The 21,562-nt window shown below is 65.5% G+C and carries 20 protein-coding genes; 12 read left to right on the plus strand and 8 right to left on the minus strand.

The genetic code is table 11. From position 1 onward, the window contains the following. Positions 1-112 precede the first annotated feature (112 nt). The 4 genes from NX773_RS00005 to NX773_RS00020 all read right to left on the minus strand — a co-directional run bounded on the left by NX773_RS00005 (position 113) and on the right by NX773_RS00020 (position 3,066). Positions 113-541, minus strand: a complete 429-nt coding sequence (locus NX773_RS00005; protein ID WP_258854359.1) for a DUF1841 family protein — start codon at positions 539-541, stop codon at positions 113-115. Positions 542-601: 60 nt separating this feature from the next. After that, complete coding sequence (locus tag NX773_RS00010; RefSeq protein ID WP_258854360.1) at positions 602-829, minus strand: hypothetical protein; 228 nt, start codon at positions 827-829, stop codon at positions 602-604. A gap of 8 nt (positions 830-837) precedes the next feature. Next, complete coding sequence (locus tag NX773_RS00015; RefSeq protein ID WP_258854361.1) at positions 838-2,358, minus strand: retroviral-like aspartic protease family protein; 1,521 nt, start codon at positions 2,356-2,358, stop codon at positions 838-840. A 99-nt stretch (positions 2,359-2,457) separates the two neighbouring features. After that, positions 2,458-3,066 (minus strand): RNA pyrophosphohydrolase, encoded by a 609-nt coding sequence (locus NX773_RS00020; RefSeq protein ID WP_258854362.1) that lies wholly within the window; start codon positions 3,064-3,066, stop codon positions 2,458-2,460. Between the two features lie 200 nt (positions 3,067-3,266). Between NX773_RS00020 and NX773_RS00025 the strand changes: the two genes are divergently transcribed. Both NX773_RS00025 and NX773_RS00030 read left to right on the plus strand, forming a co-directional pair. After that, positions 3,267-5,000, plus strand: a complete 1,734-nt coding sequence (locus tag NX773_RS00025; RefSeq protein WP_258854363.1) for a proline--tRNA ligase — start codon at positions 3,267-3,269, stop codon at positions 4,998-5,000. 50 nt (positions 5,001-5,050) lie between these two features. Beyond that, on the plus strand, positions 5,051-5,638 hold the full coding sequence (locus NX773_RS00030; RefSeq protein ID WP_258855810.1) for a lytic transglycosylase domain-containing protein: 588 nt from the start codon (positions 5,051-5,053) through the stop codon (positions 5,636-5,638). A 213-nt stretch (positions 5,639-5,851) separates the two neighbouring features. On the opposite strand, the gene NX773_RS00035 is transcribed toward NX773_RS00030, so the two are convergent. Beyond that, complete coding sequence (locus NX773_RS00035; RefSeq protein WP_258823580.1) at positions 5,852-6,253, minus strand: SWIB/MDM2 domain-containing protein; 402 nt, start codon at positions 6,251-6,253, stop codon at positions 5,852-5,854. 344 nt (positions 6,254-6,597) lie between these two features. After that, on the minus strand, positions 6,598-7,965 hold the full coding sequence (gene ffh / locus NX773_RS00040; protein WP_258823581.1) for a signal recognition particle protein: 1,368 nt from the start codon (positions 7,963-7,965) through the stop codon (positions 6,598-6,600). Positions 7,966-8,244: 279 nt separating this feature from the next. On the opposite strand from ffh, the gene NX773_RS00045 reads away from it, so the two are divergent. From NX773_RS00045 to NX773_RS00055, 3 genes are read left to right on the plus strand one after another with little or no spacing between them, the layout of a single operon-like run. Continuing rightward, positions 8,245-9,219 (plus strand): ABC transporter substrate-binding protein, encoded by a 975-nt coding sequence (locus NX773_RS00045; protein WP_258854364.1) that lies wholly within the window; start codon positions 8,245-8,247, stop codon positions 9,217-9,219. A gap of 13 nt (positions 9,220-9,232) precedes the next feature. Continuing rightward, complete coding sequence (locus tag NX773_RS00050) at positions 9,233-10,069, plus strand: ABC transporter permease (RefSeq protein WP_258854365.1); 837 nt, start codon at positions 9,233-9,235, stop codon at positions 10,067-10,069. 1 nt (position 10,070) lies between these two features. Then, the gene (locus NX773_RS00055; protein ID WP_258854366.1) at positions 10,071-10,868 is read left to right on the plus strand and encodes an ABC transporter ATP-binding protein; all 798 of its coding nucleotides are present in this window, start codon (positions 10,071-10,073) and stop codon (positions 10,866-10,868) included. Between the two features lie 106 nt (positions 10,869-10,974). On the opposite strand, the gene NX773_RS00060 is transcribed toward NX773_RS00055, so the two are convergent. Together NX773_RS00060 and NX773_RS00065 are read right to left on the minus strand one after the other, a co-directional pair. Further along, on the minus strand, positions 10,975-11,637 hold the full coding sequence (locus tag NX773_RS00060) for a glutathione S-transferase family protein (protein WP_258854367.1): 663 nt from the start codon (positions 11,635-11,637) through the stop codon (positions 10,975-10,977). Further along, complete coding sequence (locus NX773_RS00065) at positions 11,634-12,026, minus strand: DoxX family protein (RefSeq protein ID WP_258854368.1); 393 nt, start codon at positions 12,024-12,026, stop codon at positions 11,634-11,636. The genes NX773_RS00060 and NX773_RS00065 overlap by 4 nt, the downstream gene beginning before the upstream one ends. An 87-nt stretch (positions 12,027-12,113) precedes the next feature. On the opposite strand from NX773_RS00065, the gene NX773_RS00070 reads away from it, so the two are divergent. The 7 genes from NX773_RS00070 (at position 12,114) to NX773_RS00100 (ending at position 21,436) form a co-directional block, all read left to right on the plus strand. After that, entirely contained in the window at positions 12,114-12,560 is a 447-nt protein-coding gene (locus NX773_RS00070) for a MarR family winged helix-turn-helix transcriptional regulator (protein ID WP_258854369.1), read from the plus strand. Between the two features lie 58 nt (positions 12,561-12,618). After that, the gene (locus tag NX773_RS00075; RefSeq protein ID WP_258854370.1) at positions 12,619-13,422 is read left to right on the plus strand and encodes a cytochrome C assembly family protein; all 804 of its coding nucleotides are present in this window, start codon (positions 12,619-12,621) and stop codon (positions 13,420-13,422) included. Next, positions 13,419-13,667: a PP0621 family protein gene (locus tag NX773_RS00080; RefSeq protein ID WP_258854371.1), complete on the plus strand. Its 249-nt coding sequence runs from the start codon at positions 13,419-13,421 to the stop codon at positions 13,665-13,667. The genes NX773_RS00075 and NX773_RS00080 overlap by 4 nt, the downstream gene beginning before the upstream one ends. Positions 13,668-13,673: 6 nt before the next feature. Continuing rightward, complete coding sequence (locus NX773_RS00085; protein ID WP_258854372.1) at positions 13,674-15,377, plus strand: sensor histidine kinase; 1,704 nt, start codon at positions 13,674-13,676, stop codon at positions 15,375-15,377. Next, positions 15,374-16,774, plus strand: a complete 1,401-nt coding sequence (locus tag NX773_RS00090; RefSeq protein ID WP_258854373.1) for a sigma-54-dependent transcriptional regulator — start codon at positions 15,374-15,376, stop codon at positions 16,772-16,774. Before NX773_RS00085 ends, NX773_RS00090 begins: the two co-directional genes overlap by 4 nt. A gap of 528 nt (positions 16,775-17,302) precedes the next feature. Next, a complete protein-coding gene (locus tag NX773_RS00095) occupies positions 17,303-20,200 on the plus strand; it encodes a ribonucleoside-diphosphate reductase subunit alpha (RefSeq protein WP_258854374.1) in 2,898 nt (965 codons plus the stop codon). A gap of 132 nt (positions 20,201-20,332) precedes the next feature. After that, positions 20,333-21,436 carry a ribonucleotide-diphosphate reductase subunit beta gene (locus NX773_RS00100; RefSeq protein WP_258854375.1) on the plus strand — a complete coding sequence of 368 codons (1,104 nt, stop codon included), beginning with the start codon at positions 20,333-20,335 and terminating at the stop codon, positions 21,434-21,436. Positions 21,437-21,562 lie beyond the last annotated feature (126 nt).

The raw sequence follows: 21,562 nt of genomic DNA on the forward strand, positions 1-21,562 counted from the left end.
GTTGACTCCAAAACCGTCGTTCCCGCGGAGGCGGGAACCCATGCTGAGCCTGCGGTCACGCGGTCTATGGGTTCCCGCCTGCGCGGGAACGACGGGTTGAGGGATCGGGGCCTTATCTGCTCGCGCGCCGGCGCACGCAATCGATGTACGCCTCCTGGTCCGGCGGCAGCCCCGAGCGCTGCGAAGTCCAGATCATCTCGCCCAGGCATTCCATGATCTCGTGGTGCGCCTCGTGCTCGCCCACGCGCGCGGCGAGCAGGTCGTGCGCTGCCTTGATGCCGCGCGGCTGGTCGATCGACACCTGCTCGCTGATCGACAAATGCATCGACAGGTGCAGGAACGGGTTCGGCTGCCCGCCCTCGACCGAATAGTCGCGCGCGACCGCCGCCTCGGCGTCCGACAGCACCTCGTGGTATTCCGGATGCTGGGCGATCCAGTCGGCGGCAATGGCGTCCATCGGCGTGAGCACCTCGCCGGCGCGGTGCTTGCGGTAGGCTTCGCAGAAGAAGCGGCGAACGTCGTGGGAAGAGGGCGTGAACATGATGCGCAAGCGGGAAAGTGGAGCGAGGCGCCATTGTAGCGCGCCCCCTCGCGCCGTGGCTTACGCGTGTTCCAGCGTGAGTTCCAGGCTGCCGTGGAACGGCACCTGCTGCCAGCGCTCGTTCAGATCGAGCACGCGCTCGTACAGCGCGCGCCGCACGTCCACGCCCGACAGGTCCGGCACGGCGCGGCCACGCGCGGCGCAGGCGCCGTGCCGGACCTCGGCGAACATGGCCTCGTCAAAGTCGTATTTGTCGGCCTTGCCGTGCTTGGTGACGACGAGCTTCATGCTGGCGGCTACGTTTTTGCCGGCGCCGCGCAGTGCGCGCGCAGGGATTGGCGCATCGATTCGGCCTGTGCGTTGTCGCCCTGCGCGGAATACAGCTCGGCCATGAAGCTGGTGGCGCTGCAGGTGCGCGCCTTGGACGAGCGGCGTTCCTTTCCTGCGGCGTCCAGCAGCGCGGCGGCGTCGATCCGGCCGAGGTAAAAGTCGGCAACCGGAACGGGCCAGTCGTCGCGATCGCCACGGGCGAAAGCGGCTTCGAGTTCGCGTTTGGCCAGGTCCGGCTGGCCCGACTGAAGACGTGCCAAATACAGCCACAGCGCACCGGTGCGCTCGGCGGGCATGGCGTCGAGCGCGCTGCGCAGCCTGCTGGCGGCTTCGCCAAAACGGCGTGCCGCCAGCAGGCGATAGCCCGCTTGCAGGTAAGCCTGCGGATGCCCGAGCGCGACAGCCTTGTCCAGCCATGCGTCGGCCTCTTTGGCGTCCTTCGGCACGCCGCTGCCGCTGCGGTAGATCGACGACAGCACCAGCTGCGCATCGGCGTTACCGCCTTCGGCTTCCTGCACCAGCCATGGCTCCACGGCCCTGGTTTGTTTGAACGGCTCGCCGCCAAGGTAGCTGATGTACAGCTTCTTCTGGCTCATCGCGAACAGCACGCGGTGCGCGCGCAAGAAGTCGTCGCCCAGGATGATGTCGACCTCCGGCGGGCCGTCCGCTTCCAGCACCGCCATCTCGGCGTTGGAGACCTTTTCCGCGCCGATGCGCAGGCTGTCGATCGTGGTGCGCCAGCGCGCCACCCGGTCCGTGCCAATGCCGACCACACTGCCCAGGCGGCCCGATTCCTGCTTGTCGATCTTCAGGCCGGCACGTTTGGCAGCGGCGGAGAACATCGACGAGGTGACAGCGCCGCTGTCGATCATCGCCTCCATCTGCTGGCCGTTCACTTCAACGTAGAAGTGCGGATTGGGGCTGCTGCCATAGTGCGACTCGAACGGGATCTCGAAGACGTTGTCGCCCCAGTAGCCAAGGAAAGTGTTCTTGCAGTTGCTCGGACGGAAGAACCTGAGCTTCTTCTCCGCCAGCGCGAACTCCAGGTCGGTTTGCAGCAGGAAGGGCGCGCCGACGATCGCGTCCTCGGCCGGGGCCGAGCCCATGTCGCCGATCACCGGCATGCGTCCCTTGCCGCTGCGCGACGGCCCGACCTTGAATTCGTTCACCCGCGCGGCGTACACGCGCGAGAAGCCGCCGATGCCGATGGCGTATTCGCCGGTGGGGCCGAGCGACAGGTCGAGCCGGTCGGTGGCGGTGCGGGTCAGCATCGAGCGGTAGGCGCCGGTATCGACCAGCATCACCGCCTTGGTGTCGTTGATCGAGCCCTCGGTCGTGACTTGCAGGCCAAGGCCCGTGTAGTTCAGTGGCAGTTCGGCCACCATTACGTACTGGCACTTGGGGGGATTGTCGTCCGCATCGGCGGGGCTGGCGCACAGCAGGACGCCCAGCAAGGCCAGGCCGCGCGAGAAAGGAGAGGTCGTCATAAGGACGATTCTACTGCGCAACCTTGCAATGATGGCAAGCCAAAAAACGAAAGGAGGCGAGGGTATGCACCCTGCCTCCTTTTTGTTGTGCTGGCGCTACTACTTCTTGTTCAGCAGTGCCAGTTCGGGGCCGGGAGCGGCGGTTTCCGCCACCACCGCCGGCTTGGCGGAAGCGGCGTTTGCGCCCGGCGCGCGCGGCTGGCGCAGGTAGCGCGCGTTGTGCCGCCTTTCGTGCTGCGGCGACAAAAAGCGCGACAGCTCCTGCAGCGCGCGCTGGTACACGTCGCGCTTGAATTCGATTACCGTGTCCAGCGGCACCCAGTAGTCATGCCAGCGCCAGGCGTCGAACTCGGGGTGGTCGGTCAGGCGCAGGTTCACTTCGTTGTCGCGCGCGACCATGCGCAGCAGGAACCAGATCTGCTTCTGGCCGCGGTAGTGGCCGCGGATCTCACGCTTGATGAAGTGGTCGGGCACCTCATAGCGCAGCCAGTCGCGCGTACGGCCGACGATCTTGACGTGTTCCGCGCGCAGGCCGATCTCTTCTTCCAGCTCGCGGTACATTGCCTGTTCCGGCGTTTCGCCGTATTTGATCCCCCCTTGCGGGAACTGCCACGAGTGCTCGCGCACGCGCTTGCCCCACCACACCTCGTTGTTGGCGTTGAGCAGGATGATGCCGACGTTGGGGCGGAACCCTTCACGATCGAGCATAGTGCACCTCGAAACTTTCTGCGGCTGAAGCTTCTTGTTTTTTACCTATAAATCCACGTCTGCCCTGGTTTTCCCCTGGGCGAGAACGGCGCGCAGCGCTTGAATCGGACCCATTTGTGCAAAGATTGGACGCATCAGCCAGCTAATCCTTTAAAATTAGGTCGATTATAACCCTCTCTTTTTAAAAAGAATTCATCGTTATGCGTGCCTCACGTTTTTTTATTTCCACGCTCAAGGAAGCGCCCTCAGATGCCGAGATCGTCAGCCACAAGCTGATGATGCGAGCCGGTATGATCAAGCGCCTCGGCTCGGGCATCTATACCTACATGCCCATGGGCCTGAAGGTGATCCGCAAGGTCGAGGCGATCGTCCGTGAAGAAATGAACCGGGCCGGCGCCATCGAACTGTCGATGCCGATCGTGCAGCCGGCCGAGCTGTGGCAGGAAACCGGCCGCTGGGACAAGATGGGGCCGGAAATGATGCGCGTCAAGGACCGCCACGGGCGCGACTACGCGATCCAGCCGACCTCGGAAGAAGTGGTCACCGACGTGGTGCGCAGCGAGCTCAAGAGCTACCGCCAGCTGCCGGTCAACTTCTACCAGGTCCAGACCAAGTTCCGCGATGAGCGCCGCCCCCGTTTCGGGCTGATGCGCGGCCGCGAGTTCGTCATGAAAGACGCCTACTCGTTTGACAAGGACGTGGAAGGCATGCAGAAGTCGTACGCCTCCATGTTCGACGCCTACACCCGCATCTTCACCCGCTTTGGCCTGAAGTTCCGCGCGGTCGCGGCCGACACCGGCGCCATCGGCGGCAACTACTCGCACGAATTCCACGTGATCGCCCAGACCGGCGAGGACGCGCTGGTGTACTGCCCGAGCTCCGACTACGCCGCCAACATGGAAGCCGCCGAAGCGCTGGCCCTGTCCAGCGAGCGCCTGGCCGCGTCGCAGCAACTGGTCAAGGCGTCCACTCCGGACACCACCAAGTGCGAGCAGGTTGCCCAGATGCTCGGCCTGCAGCTGTCGCAGACCGTCAAGAGCCTTGCGCTGACGGTGGAGAAAGAAGAGAACGGCCGCCAGGTCAAGGAAAACTGGCTGCTGCTGCTGCGCGGCGACCACGAGCTCAACGAGGTCAAGGTCAACAAGGTGCCGGGCTTATCAAGCTTCCGCTTTGCCAGCGAAGCCGAGATCCTCGATGCCTACGGCACCGTGCCGGGCTACCTGGGCCCGATCAATACCAAGCAGCCGGTCAAGGTCGTGGCTGACCGCACCGTGGCCAACATGGCTGACTTCGTGTGCGGCGCGAACGAAGCGGGCTACCACTTCACCGGCGCCAACTGGGGCCGCGACTGCCCCGAGCCGATCGTGGCCGACCTGCGCAACGTGGTCGAGGGCGACGCTTCGCCGGACGGCAAGGGCGTGCTCGCGATCGAGCGCGGCATCGAAGTGGGCCACGTGTTCCAGCTCGGCACCGCATACTCGGCCAAGATGGAAGCGGTGTACCTGGACGAAGCCGGCAAGCCGGCGCCGCTGCAGATGGGCTGCTACGGCATCGGCGTGACCCGCATCCTGGGCGCGGCCATCGAGCAGAACTTCGACGACAAGGGCATCATCTGGCCGGACGCGATCGCGCCGTTCGAGGTGGTGCTGGCGCCGATGGGCTACGACCGCAGCGAGATGGTCAAGCTTGAAGCGGACCGCCTGTTGGCCGAGCTGCTGGCAGCCGGCGTGGACGTCATCCTCGACGACCGCGGCCTGCGCCCTGGAGCGATGTTCGCGGACTGGGAGCTGATCGGCGTGCCGCACCGCGTGGTGATCGGCGAGCGCGGCCTGAAAGAGGGCAACCTCGAATACCAGGGCCGCCGCGACGAGGCAGCCACCGCCGTGCCGGCAGCCGAGATGGTCGGCTTCATCAAGGCCAAACTGGGCAAGTGAGGCCAGGCTGGGCACAAGGCCGGGCGGTAGCGGCCTGGCTTGGACGCCTGCTGCTGGTCGCGGGCCTTGGCATCGGCTCGGCTGCGCATGCGGGCAACCAGAAGGAAGAGGCGCTGGCCGACTCGGTGCGCGTGGCCCTCGCGCGCGCGATCCACGACAACCGGCCGCCCAAGCCGGTGTTTCGCGACGAGGCCGCGCGCGTGCGCTACCAGGCGTGGTACGCGGAGATGTCGGACCGGCTCAAGCGCCGCTTGCCGGACGAACTGACGCGGCGCGAGTTCCTCGAATCGGCCTGGTACGAGGCGACCCGCGCCGGCCTTGATCCGGGGCTGGTGCTGGGACTGATCCAGGTCGAGTCGGCGTACCGCAAGTACGCCATTTCGCTGGCCGGCGCGCGCGGCTACATGCAGGTGATGCCGTTCTGGACGCGCATCATCGGCGACAACAACCGGCGCGCGCTGTTCGACATGCAGACCAATCTGCGCTACGGGTGCTCGATCCTGCGCATGTACATCGACATGGAAGGCGGCAACCTGTTCCTCGCGCTGGGCCGCTACAACGGCAGCCGCGGGCGGCCGGAGTATCCGAACGCGGTGCTGTCGGCGTGGAAGAAGTGGCAGTTCAGCGCGCTGCGCTGAACGTAGGCTGGGCAGGTTTCCTGCCCACGCGTCCAGCCAGCGGCCGCATAAACGATCCGGCATTTCAAGCTCAGTTTGAACGCGTGGGCAGGAGACCTGCCCACCCTACACGGCGTCGTTCCGGGATGACGTTCAAAGGGTAACAAAACAAAAAGCCCTGGCACGCGGCCAGGGCTTTTCTGTTTCGTTGGCTTAGGACAGCCGGGCGATTGCTTATTTCAGGTGATCCGAAATGAGCTTGGTCATTTCGAACATCGACACCTGGCTCTTGCCGCCGAAGACCGGCTTGAGCTTGTCGTCGGCATTGATCATGCGGCGGTTCGCTGCGTCCTGGAGGTTCTGCTTCTTGATGTAGTCCCAGACTTTTTTGGTCACTTCAGTGCGCGGCAGCGGCGACGAGCCAACCACGGCGGACAGCTGGGCCGACGGCGTCATCGCTTTCATGAAAGCGGCGTTCGGCTTGCGGGCTGCTGCGGGTTTCTTGGCTGCTGCGGCTTTCGGTGCTGCCTTGGCGGGAGCTGCTTTTTTTGCTGCCGGCTTGGCGGCCGGTTTTGCCGCAGGCTTGGCTGCTGCTTTCTTGGCTGGCGCTGCGGCGGATTTTTTGGCTGTTGCCATCTTCGAGCCTCCTAAACGAACACATTAGAAAAATGCGCAATTGACGCACCGGCCTATATTGGTGTCGTTTTAGTGTTCGTGCAAGTCTTTTTCGAAATTTTTTCGATTAAACAAGCTTGGAGTATGGGGTTCGTCGCAAAAAGCGGGTTTTCAGAGTGAGAATGCGTGAAAAAAAGCCGTGAAGGCTGCCCGTCCACGGCTTTCTTGTAATCGCTACCTTTCGATCAGTCGTCCCCGCGCAGGCGGGGACCCATAGACCGCGTGAATGCACACTCAGCATGGATTCCCGTCTGCGCGGGAATGACGTGCTGGGGGCGCCGGCGAGGTTGCAATGGGGCCGCGGCTTAGCGCAAGCCCGGCATCATGCCTTTCATCCCGCGCATCATCTTCATCAGTCCACCGCCCTTGAGCTTCTTCATCATCGCGTTCATCTGCTCGTACTGGGACAGCATGCGGTTCACATCTTGCACCTGCACGCCGGCGCCGGCTGCAATGCGGCGCTTGCGGTTGGCTTTGATGAGCTCCGGCTTGGCGCGCTCGGCCGGGGTCATCGAGTCGATGATGCCGACCATGCGGCGCACCTGCTTTTCGGCCTGGTCCATGTTGGCGTTGCCTGCCGCCTGCTGGAACTGCGCCGGCAGCTTGTCGATCAGGCCCGCCATGCCGCCCATTTTCTTCATCTGCGCCAGCTGCGCCTTGAAGTCGTTCATGTCGAAGCGGGCGCCGGACTTGATCTTGGTGGCCAGGTCCGCCGCCGCCTTCATGTCCACGCCCTTGCGCGCTTCCTCGACCAGGGCCAGGATGTCGCCCATGCCCAGGATGCGGTTGGCCATGCGCGCCGGATCGAACGGCTCCAGCCCGTCGAGTTTTTCGGACACGCCGGCAAACTTGATCGGCTTGCCGGTCACGTGGCGCACCGACAGCGCCGCGCCGCCGCGCGAGTCGCCATCGAGCTTGGTCAGCACCACGCCGGTCAGCGGCAGCGCGTCGTTGAAGGCCTTGGCGGTGTTGATCGCGTCCTGGCCGAGCATCGCATCGACGACGAACAGGGTCTCGATCGGCTTGACCGCCGCGTGCACCTCGGCGATCTCTTTCATCATCGCTTCGTCGATACCCAGGCGGCCGGCGGTGTCGATGATCAGCACGTCGTGGTAGTGCTTGCGCGCCCAGTCCAGCGCGTTACGGGCGATGTCCACCGGCTTGTCGGTGGTGGTGGTCGGGAAGAAGTCGGCGCCGACCTGCTTGGTCACGGCTTCGAGCTGGGCGATTGCGGCAGGGCGGTACACGTCGGCCGATACCGTCAGCACCTTTTTCTTCTTCTCTTCCTTGAGGTACTTGGCCAGCTTGCCGGTGGTGGTGGTTTTACCCGCGCCCTGCAGGCCGGCCATCAGGATGATCGCGGGCGGCTGCTGCGCAAACGACAGCTGCGAGGCCTCCGGCCCGAGGTCGGCGCCCATCAGCGCGGCCAGCTCGCGCTGCACCACGCCAACCAGCGCCTGGCCCGGCGACAGCGAACCGATCACTTCCTCGCCCAGCGCTTTTTCCTTGACCTTGCCGATGAATTCGCGAACGGCCGGCAGCGCCACGTCGGCCTCGAGCAGCGCCAGGCGCACTTCGCGCAGCATCTCGGCGGTGTTCGATTCAGTCAGGCGCGCCTCGCCGCGCATGGTCTTGACGACCTTGGCAAGGCGTTGGGTAAGGTTATCCAGCATGGCTATCTACTATTTATATGGTTGAGTCGGACGTTGCCGCCAGGGCAGTCCGGACGAAACCGTCATTTTACCCGATAAGACGGGCGTTCTTACCGACGAGCGCGGCGCCGGCAGGGGCATCCCGCCGCACCCTTGCACACTGTTGTGTTGAATAGTTTGACAACATCTTGCCCACCGGTATACCTTTCCAGCGGGTATTAACAAGACGGCGCACGCCAAGCCGCCCGGCCATACCGCAGCTGACCGATTGACCTTACGACCTAACGGAGAAGAGAAGTCATGAAAGCAAAAGTGTTCGGCAAGACCCTCCTCGTTGCATCGCTGCTGGCGGCGACAGGCGCGCAAGCCCAAGAGGTGGTGCGACTCGGCAATCTCAAGTTCGCGCATTACGGCGCAGTCTCGTATATCAAGGAAATCGCGCCCAAGTGCGGCATCAAAGTGGAGGAGAAGGTCTTTGCGAAAGGGCTGGACGCCATGCAGGCCGTGATCGCGGGCGAGCTGGACGTGGCCACCACCGCCTCCGAGGCCGCCATCTCCGGCCGCGCCGCCGGCGCCCCGATTTATGTGGTGGCCGGCTTTGCCAAGGGCGGCGCGCGGCTGGTGGCGCGCCAGGGCGTGGCCGTCAAGAGCGTGGCTGACCTGAAGGGCAAGAAGGTGGGCGTCACGCGCGGCGGCATCCAGGAAGTGCTGCTGATGGCCGAGCTGCACAAGGCCGGCCTGTCGGCCGACACGGTGCCGGGCAAGGACGTGCAGCTGGTGTACCTGGCCTATGCCGACCTGAACCAGGCGCTCCTGGGCAAGAACATCGACGCCATGATGCAGTCCGAGCCGCAGTCGTCGCAGGCGATCAACAAGGGCTTCGGCGTGGAAGTGCTCAAGCCGTACGACACCCCGATCGGCGAACCGGTGCGTACCATGGTCATGACCGAGAAGTTCTATAACACCAAGCGCCCGCTGGCCGAGAAGTTCATGAAGTGCTTCGTGCAGTCGACCAAGACCTTCCTCGACAACCCGGCGCTGGCCGAGAAGTATGTGCGCGAGGTGGTGTTCAAGGGCCAGATCAGTGCCGACGACTACAAGGACGCGCTGGGCAACTCGATGTTCTCGTATGACGTGACGCCCGAGCACATCCAGGCCACCACCGACATGATGCTCAAGACCGGCGTGGGCAAGATGGCCAAGCCGCCGGTGGCCAAAGAATGGGTCAAGACCGACCTGCTGGACGACGCCAAGAAAAGCCTGAACATCAAATAAGGCGGGGGCGCCGATGGGCAAGCGAAACTGGGGTGAGATCGGCCTGGGGCTGGTGGTCCCGCTGGTGGCGATCGCGATCTGGCAGTGGGTGGTCATGCGCGGCTGGGTGGACGAGAAGATCCTGCCGGCGCCGCTCGAGGTGGCGGAAAAGTGGCTGGCCTACCTGCTGCCGCTCAAGTCCTTCGCCGACTTCCAGCAGGAGAACCCGGGCGCCAGCTGGTGGGCCTGGGCGTTCTCGGGCGAGCTGTTGATGGACTCGTTCAGCAGCATGTACCGGGTGGTGGTCGGCTTTCTGGTCGGTGCCGGGCTGGCGCTGCCGCTCGGCCTGGCCATGGGCGCAAGCCGCGCGGCCTATGCCTGGTTCAACCCGCTGGTGCAGGTGCTGCGCCCGATCCCGCCGATTGCCTACATCCCGTTGTCGATCCTGTGGTTCGGGCTGGGCAACCCGCCGGCCGTGTTCCTGATCGCGGTGGGCGCGTTCTTCCCGGTGCTGATGAACACCATCGCCGGTGTGCGCCAGGTCGATTCGATCTACCTGCGCGCGGCCCGCAACCTGGGCGCGAGCGGCGCCACGCTGTTCCTGCGCGTGATCCTGCCGGCCGCCGTGCCCTTCATCCTGACCGGGGTGCGGGTCGGCATCGGCACGGCCTTCATCGTGGTGATCGTGGCCGAGATGATCGCGGTGAACAACGGGCTGGGCTACCGCATCCTCGAAGGGCGCGAGTACTTCTGGTCGGCCAAGATCATCGCCGGCATGATCACCATTGGCCTGCTGGGCCTGGCGATCGACGTGGGCATGACGCGCCTGAACAACTATCTGCTGCGCTGGCACCGCGGCCTGGAGCACTGAGATGAGCGGATCGCACATCGTTATCGAGCACGTGGGGAAGGTGTTCACCGCCGGCGGGCGCGACGTGGTGGCGCTCAAGGACATCGACCTGGACATCCCGCGCGGCCAGTTCACCTGCCTGCTCGGGCCTTCCGGCTGCGGCAAATCGACCCTGCTCAACGCGGTGGCCGGCTTCGCGCCGCCGACCTCGGGCAGCATCACCGCCGAGGGCCAGCCGGTCACCGGGCCGGGGCCGGACCGCGGCATGGTGTTCCAGGAGTACGCGCTGTTCCCGTGGATGACCGTGGAGCAGAACATCGGCTTCGGGCTCGAGATCAAGGGCGTTCCGCGCGACGAGATCAAGCACCGCGTCAGCGAGCTGCTCAAACTCCTGTCGTTGTCGGACTTTCGCCAGCGCTTTCCCAAGGACCTGTCGGGTGGCATGCGCCAGCGCGTGGCGATCGCGCGCGTGCTGGCGCTGGACTCGCCGATCATGCTGATGGACGAGCCGTTCGGCGCGCTCGACGCGCTCACCCGGCGCAACCTGCAGGACGAGCTGCTGCGCATCTGGGCCGAACTGAAGAAGACGATCCTGTTCGTCACCCACTCGATCGAGGAAGCGATCTACCTGGCCGACCGCATCGTGGTGATGACCTACCGGCCGGGCACGATCAAGCGCGACATCCTGGTGGACCTGGCACGCCCGCGCGACCCGGCGGCGCCGGAGTTCAATGCGCTCAAGCGCGAGCTGGGCTTGCTGGTGATGGAAGAGCAGCAGCGCCACCACAGCGACGAGCTGCGCATGGCGGCGGTGGACTAGCCGCGATCCGTAGGGTGGGCGGCTGGGCCGCCCACGCATTCAACGCACCTTCGCATTGCCACTATGCGGACCGCAATTGAACGCGTGGGCGGGAAACCCGCCCACCCTACGCGATCAGCGCCGCCAGGTGCGAGCCACGCCGGCGCAAGAACTCGAGCAGCAGTTCCTGATATTCAGGCGTCACAGCCCCCGCCACCGACGGCCGCCGCGCCAGCTCGGCGCGCCACGCCTGCACCTTCGGCTTGCCGTCGAAGATGCCGAACTGGCCGATCCGGTCAAACACGTCGAAATAGCGAAACACGGGCCCGAACGCCGCGTCCACCAGCGAAAACTGCGCGCCCCCAAACCACGGTCCGTCGCCCAGCACCTGCTCGATGGTCGCGAACTTCCCTTCCAGTGCGCCCGTCGCACGGTCGAACGCCTCCGCATCCGGCGCGTTGTAGAACGTGCCGATGGCTGCCAGCACGCTCGAGCCGAACTCCACCCATGCCCGGTGCCTGGCGCGCTGCAGCGAATCTGCCGGATGCAGCCTTGGCCCGATCGTCTCGTCGAGGTAGTCGCAGATCACCGCCGACTCGAACAGCACCTCGCCACCCACCTTCAGGAGCGGCACCTTGCCCAGCGGGGAGATCGCCGTGAACCACGCCGGCCGGTTGGACAGGTCGACCCAGCTGCGCTCGAACGGCGCGCCCTTTTCGGCCAGCGTGATCGCCGCGCGCTGCACGTAGGGGCACAGCTTGTGGCTCACCAGTTCCAGTCGCGCGCTCATGGCTGCGCTCCCGCCGGCCGCAGCGCCAGCGCGCCGTCACCGCCCAGCGCGTGCGCGACCGACGCGATCATCAGGAATGCCGGGTATTCCCAGCCGCCGCCGCTGGCGGTGAATACCCAGCCGTTGGGCAGGTGCACGCTGGCCGCGCCGGCCAGCACCGGCAGCAGCGCCAGCGAGGCTGCGCGGCCATGAAAGCCAAGCAGGATCATCAGCCCGCCGACCAGTTCGGCTGCTACCACCAGATAAGCGGAGTGGGCCGGGAACCCGTGCGCCACGAAGAACTGGTCGGCGCCGGGCAGGGTGAACACCACGATCTTGAGCAGCGCGTGGGCCAGCCACATGACCCCGAGGGCGACACGCAGCAGTGTAAAAGCGTATGCGGTTTGCATCATCTCGTCCTTTCGCAAAAGTCGTTGCACCTGCAACTAAATCTGAGTGTAGTTGCTTGTCGTTGCAATTGCAACTAAAATCGTCACATGACCAAGAAAGAAGACAATCCCTCGGCCTGGCCGCTGCTGCTCACCGGGCACGCGGTCCTGACCGGCATGATCGAACGCCGCCTGGCCGATGCCGGGCTGCCGCCGCTGGCCTGGTACGACGTGCTGTGGGCGCTCGAGCGCGCGCCGCAGCACCGCCAGCGCATGCATGAATTGGCCGACTACGTGGTCCTCACGCGCAGCAACCTGACGCGCCTGGTGGACCGGCTGGAAACGGCGGGCCTGCTGCGGCGCGAGAGCGACCCCGAGGACAAGCGCGGCGCCTACGCCGTGCTGGAGCCCGCTGGCCTGGCCATGCGCAAGAAGATGTGGGCAACCTATTCGGCGGCGATCCACGAGCTGTTCGACGCCCACCTGTCCGCGGTCGAGCAAAAGGCCATCGGCAGTGCGCTGCGCAAGGTGATCTCCGCGGCGCGCGCAAGGTGAGGCAGGCCCTGCCGCCGGCTGGACTGCACGGGCCCATGTTGGTGTAGACTTGGCGTCTATGCAGACCTCTCTATTCTTTGCCGCGGCCCTGCTGTACGCGCTGTGCACCGTGCTGCCGTCGCGGCGCGGCGCGCTCGTCTCAGGCGCGACCGCGCTTGCCTGGCTCGTCCACGGCGCCGCAATGTGGCTGGACATGGCCACGCCCAGCGGCCTGCGCGTCGGCTTTGCCATCATGTTATCGGCGGCGATGTGGATCTCGGTGGCCGCCTACTGGCTCGAAAACCGCAATTTCTCGCTCGACGGCCTGCGCCGCATGGTGATGCCGTCCGCGTTTGCCGCGGCGCTGCTGCCGGTGCTGTTCCCCGGCAGTGTCATGCCGGTCCAGCACCAGTCCGCCGCCTTCGGCTGGCACATCGCGGTGGCGGTGCTGGCGTACAGCACCATGACGATCGCCGCGTTCCACGCCGTGCTGATGGCGCTGCAGGAATCGCGCCTGCACACGAGAAGCAGCAGTTCCGGCTGGCTGGGCGGCGCGCTCGACCAGCTGCCGGCGCTGCTGACGATGGAAAAGCTGCTGTTCCGGATGATCTGGATCGGCTTCATCCTGCTCAGTCTCACGGTGCTGTCGGGGATCGTGTTCTCCGAAGAGCTGTTCGGCCGCGCGCTGCGGTTCGACCACAAGAGCGTGTTCGCGATCCTGTCCTGGCTCCTGTTCGCATCGCTGCTGGCGGGCCGCCGCTGGCGCGGCTGGCGCGGCAAGACCGCGCTGCGCTTTACCCTTGCCGGTTTCGCCACGCTGGCGCTGGCTTACGTCGGCAGCCGTTTCGTGCTCGAGGTGGTGCTGCACAGGAGCCTGGCATGACGCGCTTGTTGTTCTGGCTCGCGCTTGCCATCCTGGTGGTGATGGCCATCCGTACCAAGCTGCGCCAGGCCGCACCGCCGCCGCAGGCGCCGCGTTCGCCCGAGCCGGCGCGGCCCGTGCCCGGACAGTCCGAGAGCATGGTGAACTGCGCGCATTGCGGGGTGTACTTCCCGGCGTCCGAAGCGGTGCGCGCGGGCGGCCGCGAGTACTGCTGCCCGGCCCACGCCCGCCACAGCTCCACCTGATTGCCGATGGGCCGCTGGCAGGCGCTGTCCCCGGAATCGCGCGCCACCTTCTGGCGCTCGCTGCAGACCCTGGGCGTGACCCGCGTGGTGATCGCGGTGGTGCTGCTGGCCTACCTTGGCCTGGCGCCGTCCGGCGCCATCAACGCCAACGGCGCCCTCTACGCCCAGACCTGCATTGCCTACCTTGCGGCGGCGCTGGCGTTCACCGCCGTCGGCAGCTACTGGAAGCAGCGCTTCCTGGCCCAGCTGTCGGTCCAGATCGCGGCCGACCTGGCCGCCATTTCGGTACTCTATCTTGCCGCCGGCGGCGCCAGGAGCGGCCTGGGCATCCTGTATCTGTTCCCGCTGGCCGGCGCCGCGATCCTCGCGCCGCTGGTGCTGGCGCTGTTCTCGGCATCGGTGGCGACCCTGTTCATGCTGGGCGAGTCGATCTGGCAGGTCATCACCCAGGACGGCGAATCGTGGGTGCGCCAGGCAGGCATGTACGGCGCCGGATTTTTCGCCGTCGTGTTGCTGGTGAGCCGGCTGGCGGCGCGCCTGATCCGGCAAGAGGAACTGGCGGCCCAGCGCGGCGCGGACCTGAAGATCCAGCAAGCGATCAACCAGATCGTGATTGCCGACGTCGGCGACGGCATCCTGGTGGTGGGGCGCGACGGCCGGGTCTTCGCCGGCAACCCGGCGGCGCGGCGCATGCTGGGGCTGGACGAGGCCGCGCTCGATTTCCGGCTTGGCGACGTGGCCGCGCTCGAGCCGCTGGCGCAGGCGTTCTCGGCATGGCTGAACGCGCCGGCGGGGGCAGCGCAGGACGCCGTGTTCGTCAACGTCAAGCCGTGGAACGAGGAGGGCGCCCCGGCCCCGCGCGGCCGCCTGGGCCGGGCCTCGCACCTGAAGCTGCGCTTTGCCCGCGTTGATACGGACGAGCAGGCGGCGGGGCGCAGCGTCGTGTTCCTGCAGGACGTCTCTGCGATCGAAAACCAGGCGCAGCAGCTCAAGCTGGCCTCGATGGGGCGCCTGACCGCCAGCATCGCGCACGAGGTGCGCAACCCGCTGTCGGCGATCGGCCACGCGACCGCGCTGCTGGCCGAGGACCTGTCGGGCCCGGCCGAGGTGCGCCTCTTGAAGATCATCGGCGACAACGTCACGCGCGTGAACCGCATGGTCGAGGACATCCTGCAGCTGTCGCGCAAGGCGCAGCCGAGCGGCGAGCCGGTGCCGCTGGCCGCGTTCCTGGCCGAGCTCAAGGCCGAATTCTCCGAAACGCACGGGCTCGCCAATGATATAGTGTCGATCGGCCAGAGCGGCGACGCAGCCGTGCGTTTCGACCCGCTGCACCTGCGCGAAGTGCTGCTCAACCTGCTGAACAACGCGGTGCGCTACGCCAGCGGCAAGCCGGGCTCGATCCGGCTGTCCACCGCGCTCGATCCGATCGGGCGGCGCGAGCTGCACGTGCAGGACGACGGCCCCGGCATCACGCCCGAGGTGCGCGACCACCTGTTCGAGCCGTTCTACACTACCTCGAGCAAGGGCACCGGACTGGGCCTGTACCTGGCGCGCGAGCTGTGCCTGAACAACGAGGCCATGCTCGACTACGAATACCGGTTCGAAAACAGCGCGCTCGGTCCGCGCCGCGCCACTGGCCGTTTTGTCATCACCTTCGCGCTGCCGGCAGCCCGGCGCGCAAACGCAGCCAACGGAGAGGCAGTTCAATGAGTTCACCCCGCATTCTGGTGGTTGACGACGAAGCGGACCTGCGCGAGCTGCTCGAGATCACGCTGCTCAAGATGGGGCTGGACGTGGACAGTGCGGCCACGCTGGGCGAAGCGCGCGCGCTGCTGGCCCTGCATGCCTACGCGCTGGTGCTGACCGACATGCGCCTGCCCGACGGGCTGGGGCTGGAGCTGGTGCGCGAGGTGACCGCCGCCTATAAGTGCACGCCGATCGCCGTGGTCACCGCCTACGGCAGCGCCGAGAATGCGGTGGTCGCGCTCAAGGCCGGCGCGTTCGACTACGTGACCAAGCCGGTGGTGCTGGAGGACCTGCGCATCATGGTGCGTTCCGCGCTGCGCCTGTCCGAACCCGCGCAAGAGCCGGCCGCGCAGCAGGCCTCCCAAGGCTCGCGCCTGATCGGCGAGTCGCCGGCGATGCAGTCGCTGCGCGCGCAGATCGCCCGTCTTGCGCGTTCCAACGCGCCGATTTCGATCACCGGCGAATCCGGCAGCGGCAAGGAGCTGGCCGCGCGCGAGATCCACGCGCAAAGCACGCGCGCGGCCAAACCATTTGTGGCTGTGAACTGCGGCGCGATCCCCGAGACGCTGATGGAGGCCGAGTTCTTCGGCTACCGCAAGGGCGCGTTCACCGGCGCCGCCGAAGAGCGCGAGGGCTTCTTCCAGGCTGCCAACGGCGGCACCCTGATGCTCGACGAGGTGGCCGACCTGCCGCTGCCGATGCAGGTCAAGCTGCTGCGCGCGATCCAGGAGCGCCGGGTGCGCAAGATCGGCGCCACCAGCGAAGAGGCGGTGGACGTGCGCATCATCAGCGCCACGCACCAGGATCTGGCGCGCTGCGTCGAAACGGGCACCTTCAGGCAGGACCTGTTCTACCGCCTGAACGTGATCGAACTGCGCCTGCCGCCGCTGCGCGAGCGGATCGGAGACCTGCCGCTCCTGTGCAAAGCCATCCTCGCGCGGCTCTCGGCGCCCGGCCTGAAAGTGAGCCTGGGCCCTGGCGTGCTGGAGGCGCTGGGGGAGTACGCGTTCCCGGGCAACGTGCGCGAACTGGAGAATGTGCTCGAGCGCGCGCTCGCGTTTTCGGACGACGGCGTGATTGAAGTGGGTGACCTGTCGCTCAAGGCCGCGCGCCCGGCCGCGGCGCCGCAGCCCGGGCAGGGAACGGTAGCGCCGGCGCCGCCACCCTCGCCGGCGCCCGACGACGCTCCGCTGCCGAGCAACCTGCCCGACTACCTGACCCAGGTCGAGCGCGACATCATCGTGCGCGCGCTGACCCAGACCCAGTTCAACCGCGCCCAGACGGCGGCGCTCCTGGGGATCAGCGTGCGCCAGCTGCGCTACCAGATCCAGAAGCTGGGCATCCAGGCGCCGGAAGGCTGACCCGGCCCGCGCTCCCGCTGCCCTTTTTGCGCGCCGAATGCATGCCTGAAAATGTTGTCTTTTCGCCAGCGCAGCGAACCGGCCACGGTCCGTTTGGGGAGCCATGCATACGTAGGCCCGTGCGGAATGTTAGTGCTCACTTACCGCCGATTCGGCATCATGCCCGGCTTAATAAATGTCAAGCCCGGGCACGAAAAAAAAGAGTTGAACTTACGGAATTTATTCTCTTGCGGGGCCACCGGGCAGGCACTACAATTAGTCTCAACATCAATCTCCTCACTAGATATAGTAGAACGAGCAGCAACAAGGACTAGACGCCGGAAACGTTTCTGACAGCGGGATGGGCGGCCTGGACTTGAGGCGAGCTTGCCGGAAAAATCCACAGTAGTGTCATTTTGCCAACCAGGCTTTTTGCGGTTGGCCGGGTATTTTTTTGCTTTTTTATTTGTGACGAACCGCGGCTAGCAGGGCGGTTCACCTGAACAACAAATGGCGGCAGGCCACCTGCTTGCCCTTGCTGGAGGCTCAATGCAAACACAAGACATTTCGACCAATTCCCAGAACGTCCAGGGCACCAGCGCCGCGGCGCTCGTGGCCGCAAGCGACTACCGCATCATCCGCCGTAATGGCGCCGTGGTGGCGTTCGAGCCGTCCAAGATTTCGGTCGCGATGACCAAGGCCTTCCTGGCCGTGGGTCCGGAGCAGGGCCAGGTGTCGGCGCGCGTGCGCGACCTGGTCGAGCAGCTCACCCACAACGTGGTCGCCGCCCTGGTGCGCCGCCAGCCGAACGGCGGCACCTTCCACATCGAAGACGTGCAGGACCAGGTCGAACTGTCGCTGATGCGCTCGGGCGAGCATGAAGTCGCGCGCGAGTACGTGCTGTACCGCGCCAAGCGCATCGAAGAGCGCCGCCTGGCCAAGGAAGCGGCCGGCACCGCCGCGCCCGCGGCCCCGCAAATCCACGTGATCGACGGCGGCGTGAAGAAGCCGCTGGACATGAACGCGGTCACCGGCCTGATCGGCGCGGCCTGCGCCGGCCTGGAAAAGCACGTGGACGCCGAGGCGATCCTGACCGAGACCCTGAAGAACCTGTACGACGGCGTGCCGGTCGAAGAGCTGCACAAGTCGGCCGTGCTGGCCGCGCGCGCGCTGATGGAAAAGGACCCGGCCTACAGCCAGGTCACCGCGCGCATCCTGCTGCACTCGATCCGCAAGGAGATCTTCGGCAAGGAAGTCGCGCAGGCCGAGGCTGCCGCCGAATACGTGAGCTACTTCCCGAAGTACATCGCCAAGGGCATCGACGCCGAGCTGCTGGACGAAGAGCTGGGCAAGTTCGACCTGGAGCGCCTGGCCAAGGCGCTGGTGGCCGACCGTGACCTGCAGTTTGGTTACATCGGCCTGCAGACCCTGTACGACCGCTACTTCCTGCACATTCGCGATGTGCGCATCGAGATGCCGCAGGCGTTCTACATGCGCGTGGCAATGGGCCTGGCCCTGCGCGAGGACGACCGCGAAGCGCGCGCGATCGAGTTCTACAACCTGCTGTCGACCTTCGACTTCATGAGCTCGACCCCGACCCTGTTCAACTCGGGCACCCGCCGCTCGCAGCTGTCGTCGTGCTACCTGACCACCGTGTCGGACGACCTGGAAGGCATCTACGACGCGATCAAGGAAAACGCGCTGCTGTCGAAATTTGCCGGTGGCCTGGGCAACGACTGGACCCCGGTGCGCGCGCTCGGCTCGCGCATCAAGGGCACCAACGGCAAGTCGCAAGGCGTGGTGCCGTTCCTGAAAGTGGTCAACGACACCGCCGTGGCGGTCAACCAGGGCGGCAAGCGCAAGGGCGCGGTTTGCGCCTACCTGGAGACCTGGCACATGGACATCGAGGAATTCCTCGACCTGCGCAAGAACACCGGCGACGACCGCCGCCGCACCCACGACATGAACACCGCGAACTGGATTCCGGACCTGTTCATGAAGCGCGTGATGGAAAAGGGCGAGTGGACCCTGTTCACGCCGTCGGAGTGCCCGGACCTGCACGACAAGGTCGGCAAGGCGTTCGAAGAGGCGTACACCGCCTACGAAGCCAAGGCCGCGCGCGGCGAAATCCGCGTGTTCAAGAAGATCCAGGCGATGGACCTGTGGCGCAAGATGCTCTCGATGCTGTTCGAGACCGGCCACCCGTGGATCACCTTCAAAGACCCGTGCAACATCCGCTCGCCGCAGCAGCACGTGGGCGTGGTGCACTCGTCGAACCTGTGCACCGAGATCACGCTGAACACCAGCGCCGACGAAATCGCCGTCTGCAACCTGGGCTCGGTCAACCTGCCGGCCCACATGAAGGGCGACGGGCTGGACCTGCTCAAGCTGCAAAAGACCGTGCGCACCGCCATGCGCATGCTGGACAACGTCATCGACATCAACTACTACGCCGTCGATAAGGCGCGCAATTCGAACCTGCGCCACCGCCCGGTCGGCCTGGGTATCATGGGCCACCAGGACTGCCTGCACATGATGCGCGTGCCGTTCGCATCAAGCAAGGCAGTGGAGTTCGCCGACCGTTCGATGGAAGCCGTCTGCTACTACGCCTACCTCGCCTCGACCGAGCTGGCCGAAGAGCGTGGCCGCTACCAGTCGTACGAAGGTTCGCTGTGGGACCGCGGCATCCTGCCGCAGGACTCGATCAAGCTGCTGGCCGAAGAACGCGGCGGTTACCTGGAGCAGGACACCAGCGAGACCATGAACTGGAACCTGGTGCGCGAGCGCGTGAAGAAGTACGGCATGCGCAACTCGAACTGCGTGGCGATCGCCCCGACCGCGACGATCTCGAACATCATCGGCGTGTCGGCCTGCATCGAGCCGACCTTCCAGAACCTGTATGTGAAGTCGAACTTGTCGGGCGAGTTCACCGAGATCAACGCCCACCTGGTGCGCGACCTGAAGGCGCGCGGCCTGTGGGACGAGGTGATGATCGCCGACCTGAAATACTTCGACGGCACCCTGTCCAAGATCGACCGCGTACCGGAAGACCTGCGCGACCTGTACGCCACCGCGTTCGAGATCGAACCGAAGTGGCTGGTGGAAGCCGCATCGCGCCGCCAGAAGTGGATCGACCAGGCCCAGTCGCTGAACATCTACATGGCCGGCGTGTCGGGCAAGAAGCTGGACGAGACCTACAAGCTGGCCTGGCTGCGCGGCCTGAAGACCACCTACTACCTGCGCACCATCGCGGCCACGCACATGGAGAAGTCCACCGTGCGCACCGGCGCGCTGAACGCGGTCCCGGTTTCGGGCGGCCTGCCGGCAGCGGCGCCTGCTGCTGCCGCGCCTGCGGCTCCGGCAGCGGAGCCGGCGGTGGTGGAAGGCGCGGCCTGCTACCTGCGTCCGGGCGACCCGGGCTTTGACGAGTGCGAAGCCTGCCAGTAATCGAATCACGTATCAGATGGCACGTCGTCCCCGCGAAGGCGGGGACCCATGCTGAGCCAGAACGCACGCGGCCCATGGGTTCCCGCCTTCGCGGGAACGACGTTCATAAGCTAACAAGAAAGGAACAGAATTATGTCGTTGTCCTGGGACGATGAACCGAGCACCGCACAACAACCGCAGGCTTCCGGCGACGTGGTCGTCAGCGCGGCCGATATCGCCAAGCGCGTGAACGCCGACGACAAGCGCATCATCAACGGCAAGACCGACGTCAACCAGCTGGTGCCGTTCAAGTACAAGTGGGCGTGGGACAAATACCTGGCCGGCTGCGCCAACCACTGGATGCCGCAGGAAGTGAACATGCAGCGCGACATCGAGCTGTGGAAGAACCCGAACGGCCTGACCGAAGACGAGCGCCGCATCGTCAAGCGCAACCTCGGCTTCTTCGTCACCGCCGACTCGCTGGCCGCCAACAACATCGTGCTGGGCACCTACCGCCACATCACGGCGCCCGAGTGCCGCCAGTACCTGCTGCGCCAGGCGTTCGAAGAGGCGATCCACACCCACGCCTACCAGTACATCGTCGAGTCGCTGGGCCTGGACGAGCGCGAGATCTTCAACGCCTACAACGAGATCCCGGCGATCCGCGACAAGGACCAGTTCCTGATCCCGTTCATCGAGACCCTGACCGACCCCGAGTTCAAGACCGGCACCATTGAGAACGACCAGAAGCTGCTCAAGTCGGTGATCGTGTTCGCCTGCCTGATGGAAGGCTTGTTCTTCTACGTCGGCTTCACCCAGATCCTGGCGCTGGGCCGCCAGAACAAGATGACCGGCGCGGCCGAGCAGTACCAGTACATCCTGCGCGACGAGTCGATGCACTGCAACTTCGGCATCGACCTGATCAACTCGATCAAGATGGAAAATCCGCAGCTGTGGACCGCCGAGTTCCGCGAAGAGCTCAAGCAGCTGTTCCTGAAGGCCGTGGATCTGGAGTACGCCTACGCCGAGGACACCATGCCGCGCGGCGTGCTGGGCCTGAACGCGCCGATGTTCAAGAGCTACCTGCGCTTCATCGCCAACCGCCGCGCCGTGCAGATCGGCCTGGACCCGCTGTTCCCGAACGAAGAGAACCCGTTCCCGTGGATGAGTGAGATGATCGACCTGAAGAAGGAGCGCAACTTCTTCGAGACGCGCGTGACCGAGTACCAGACCGGCGGCGCGCTGAACTGGGATTAAGTCCAAGTCCACCGGATACAAGGAGCCTCTTCGGAGGCTCTTTTGCATTGAGGGGCTTGCGGTGTTCAAGCGGCTTGCGACCGCACAAAGCCACCAGCCTCATCCCTGGTTAGATTGGTTTGATAA

This window comes from Massilia solisilvae (assembly GCF_024753215.1).
GTDB lineage: Bacteria > Pseudomonadota > Gammaproteobacteria > Burkholderiales > Burkholderiaceae_D > Telluria > Telluria solisilvae.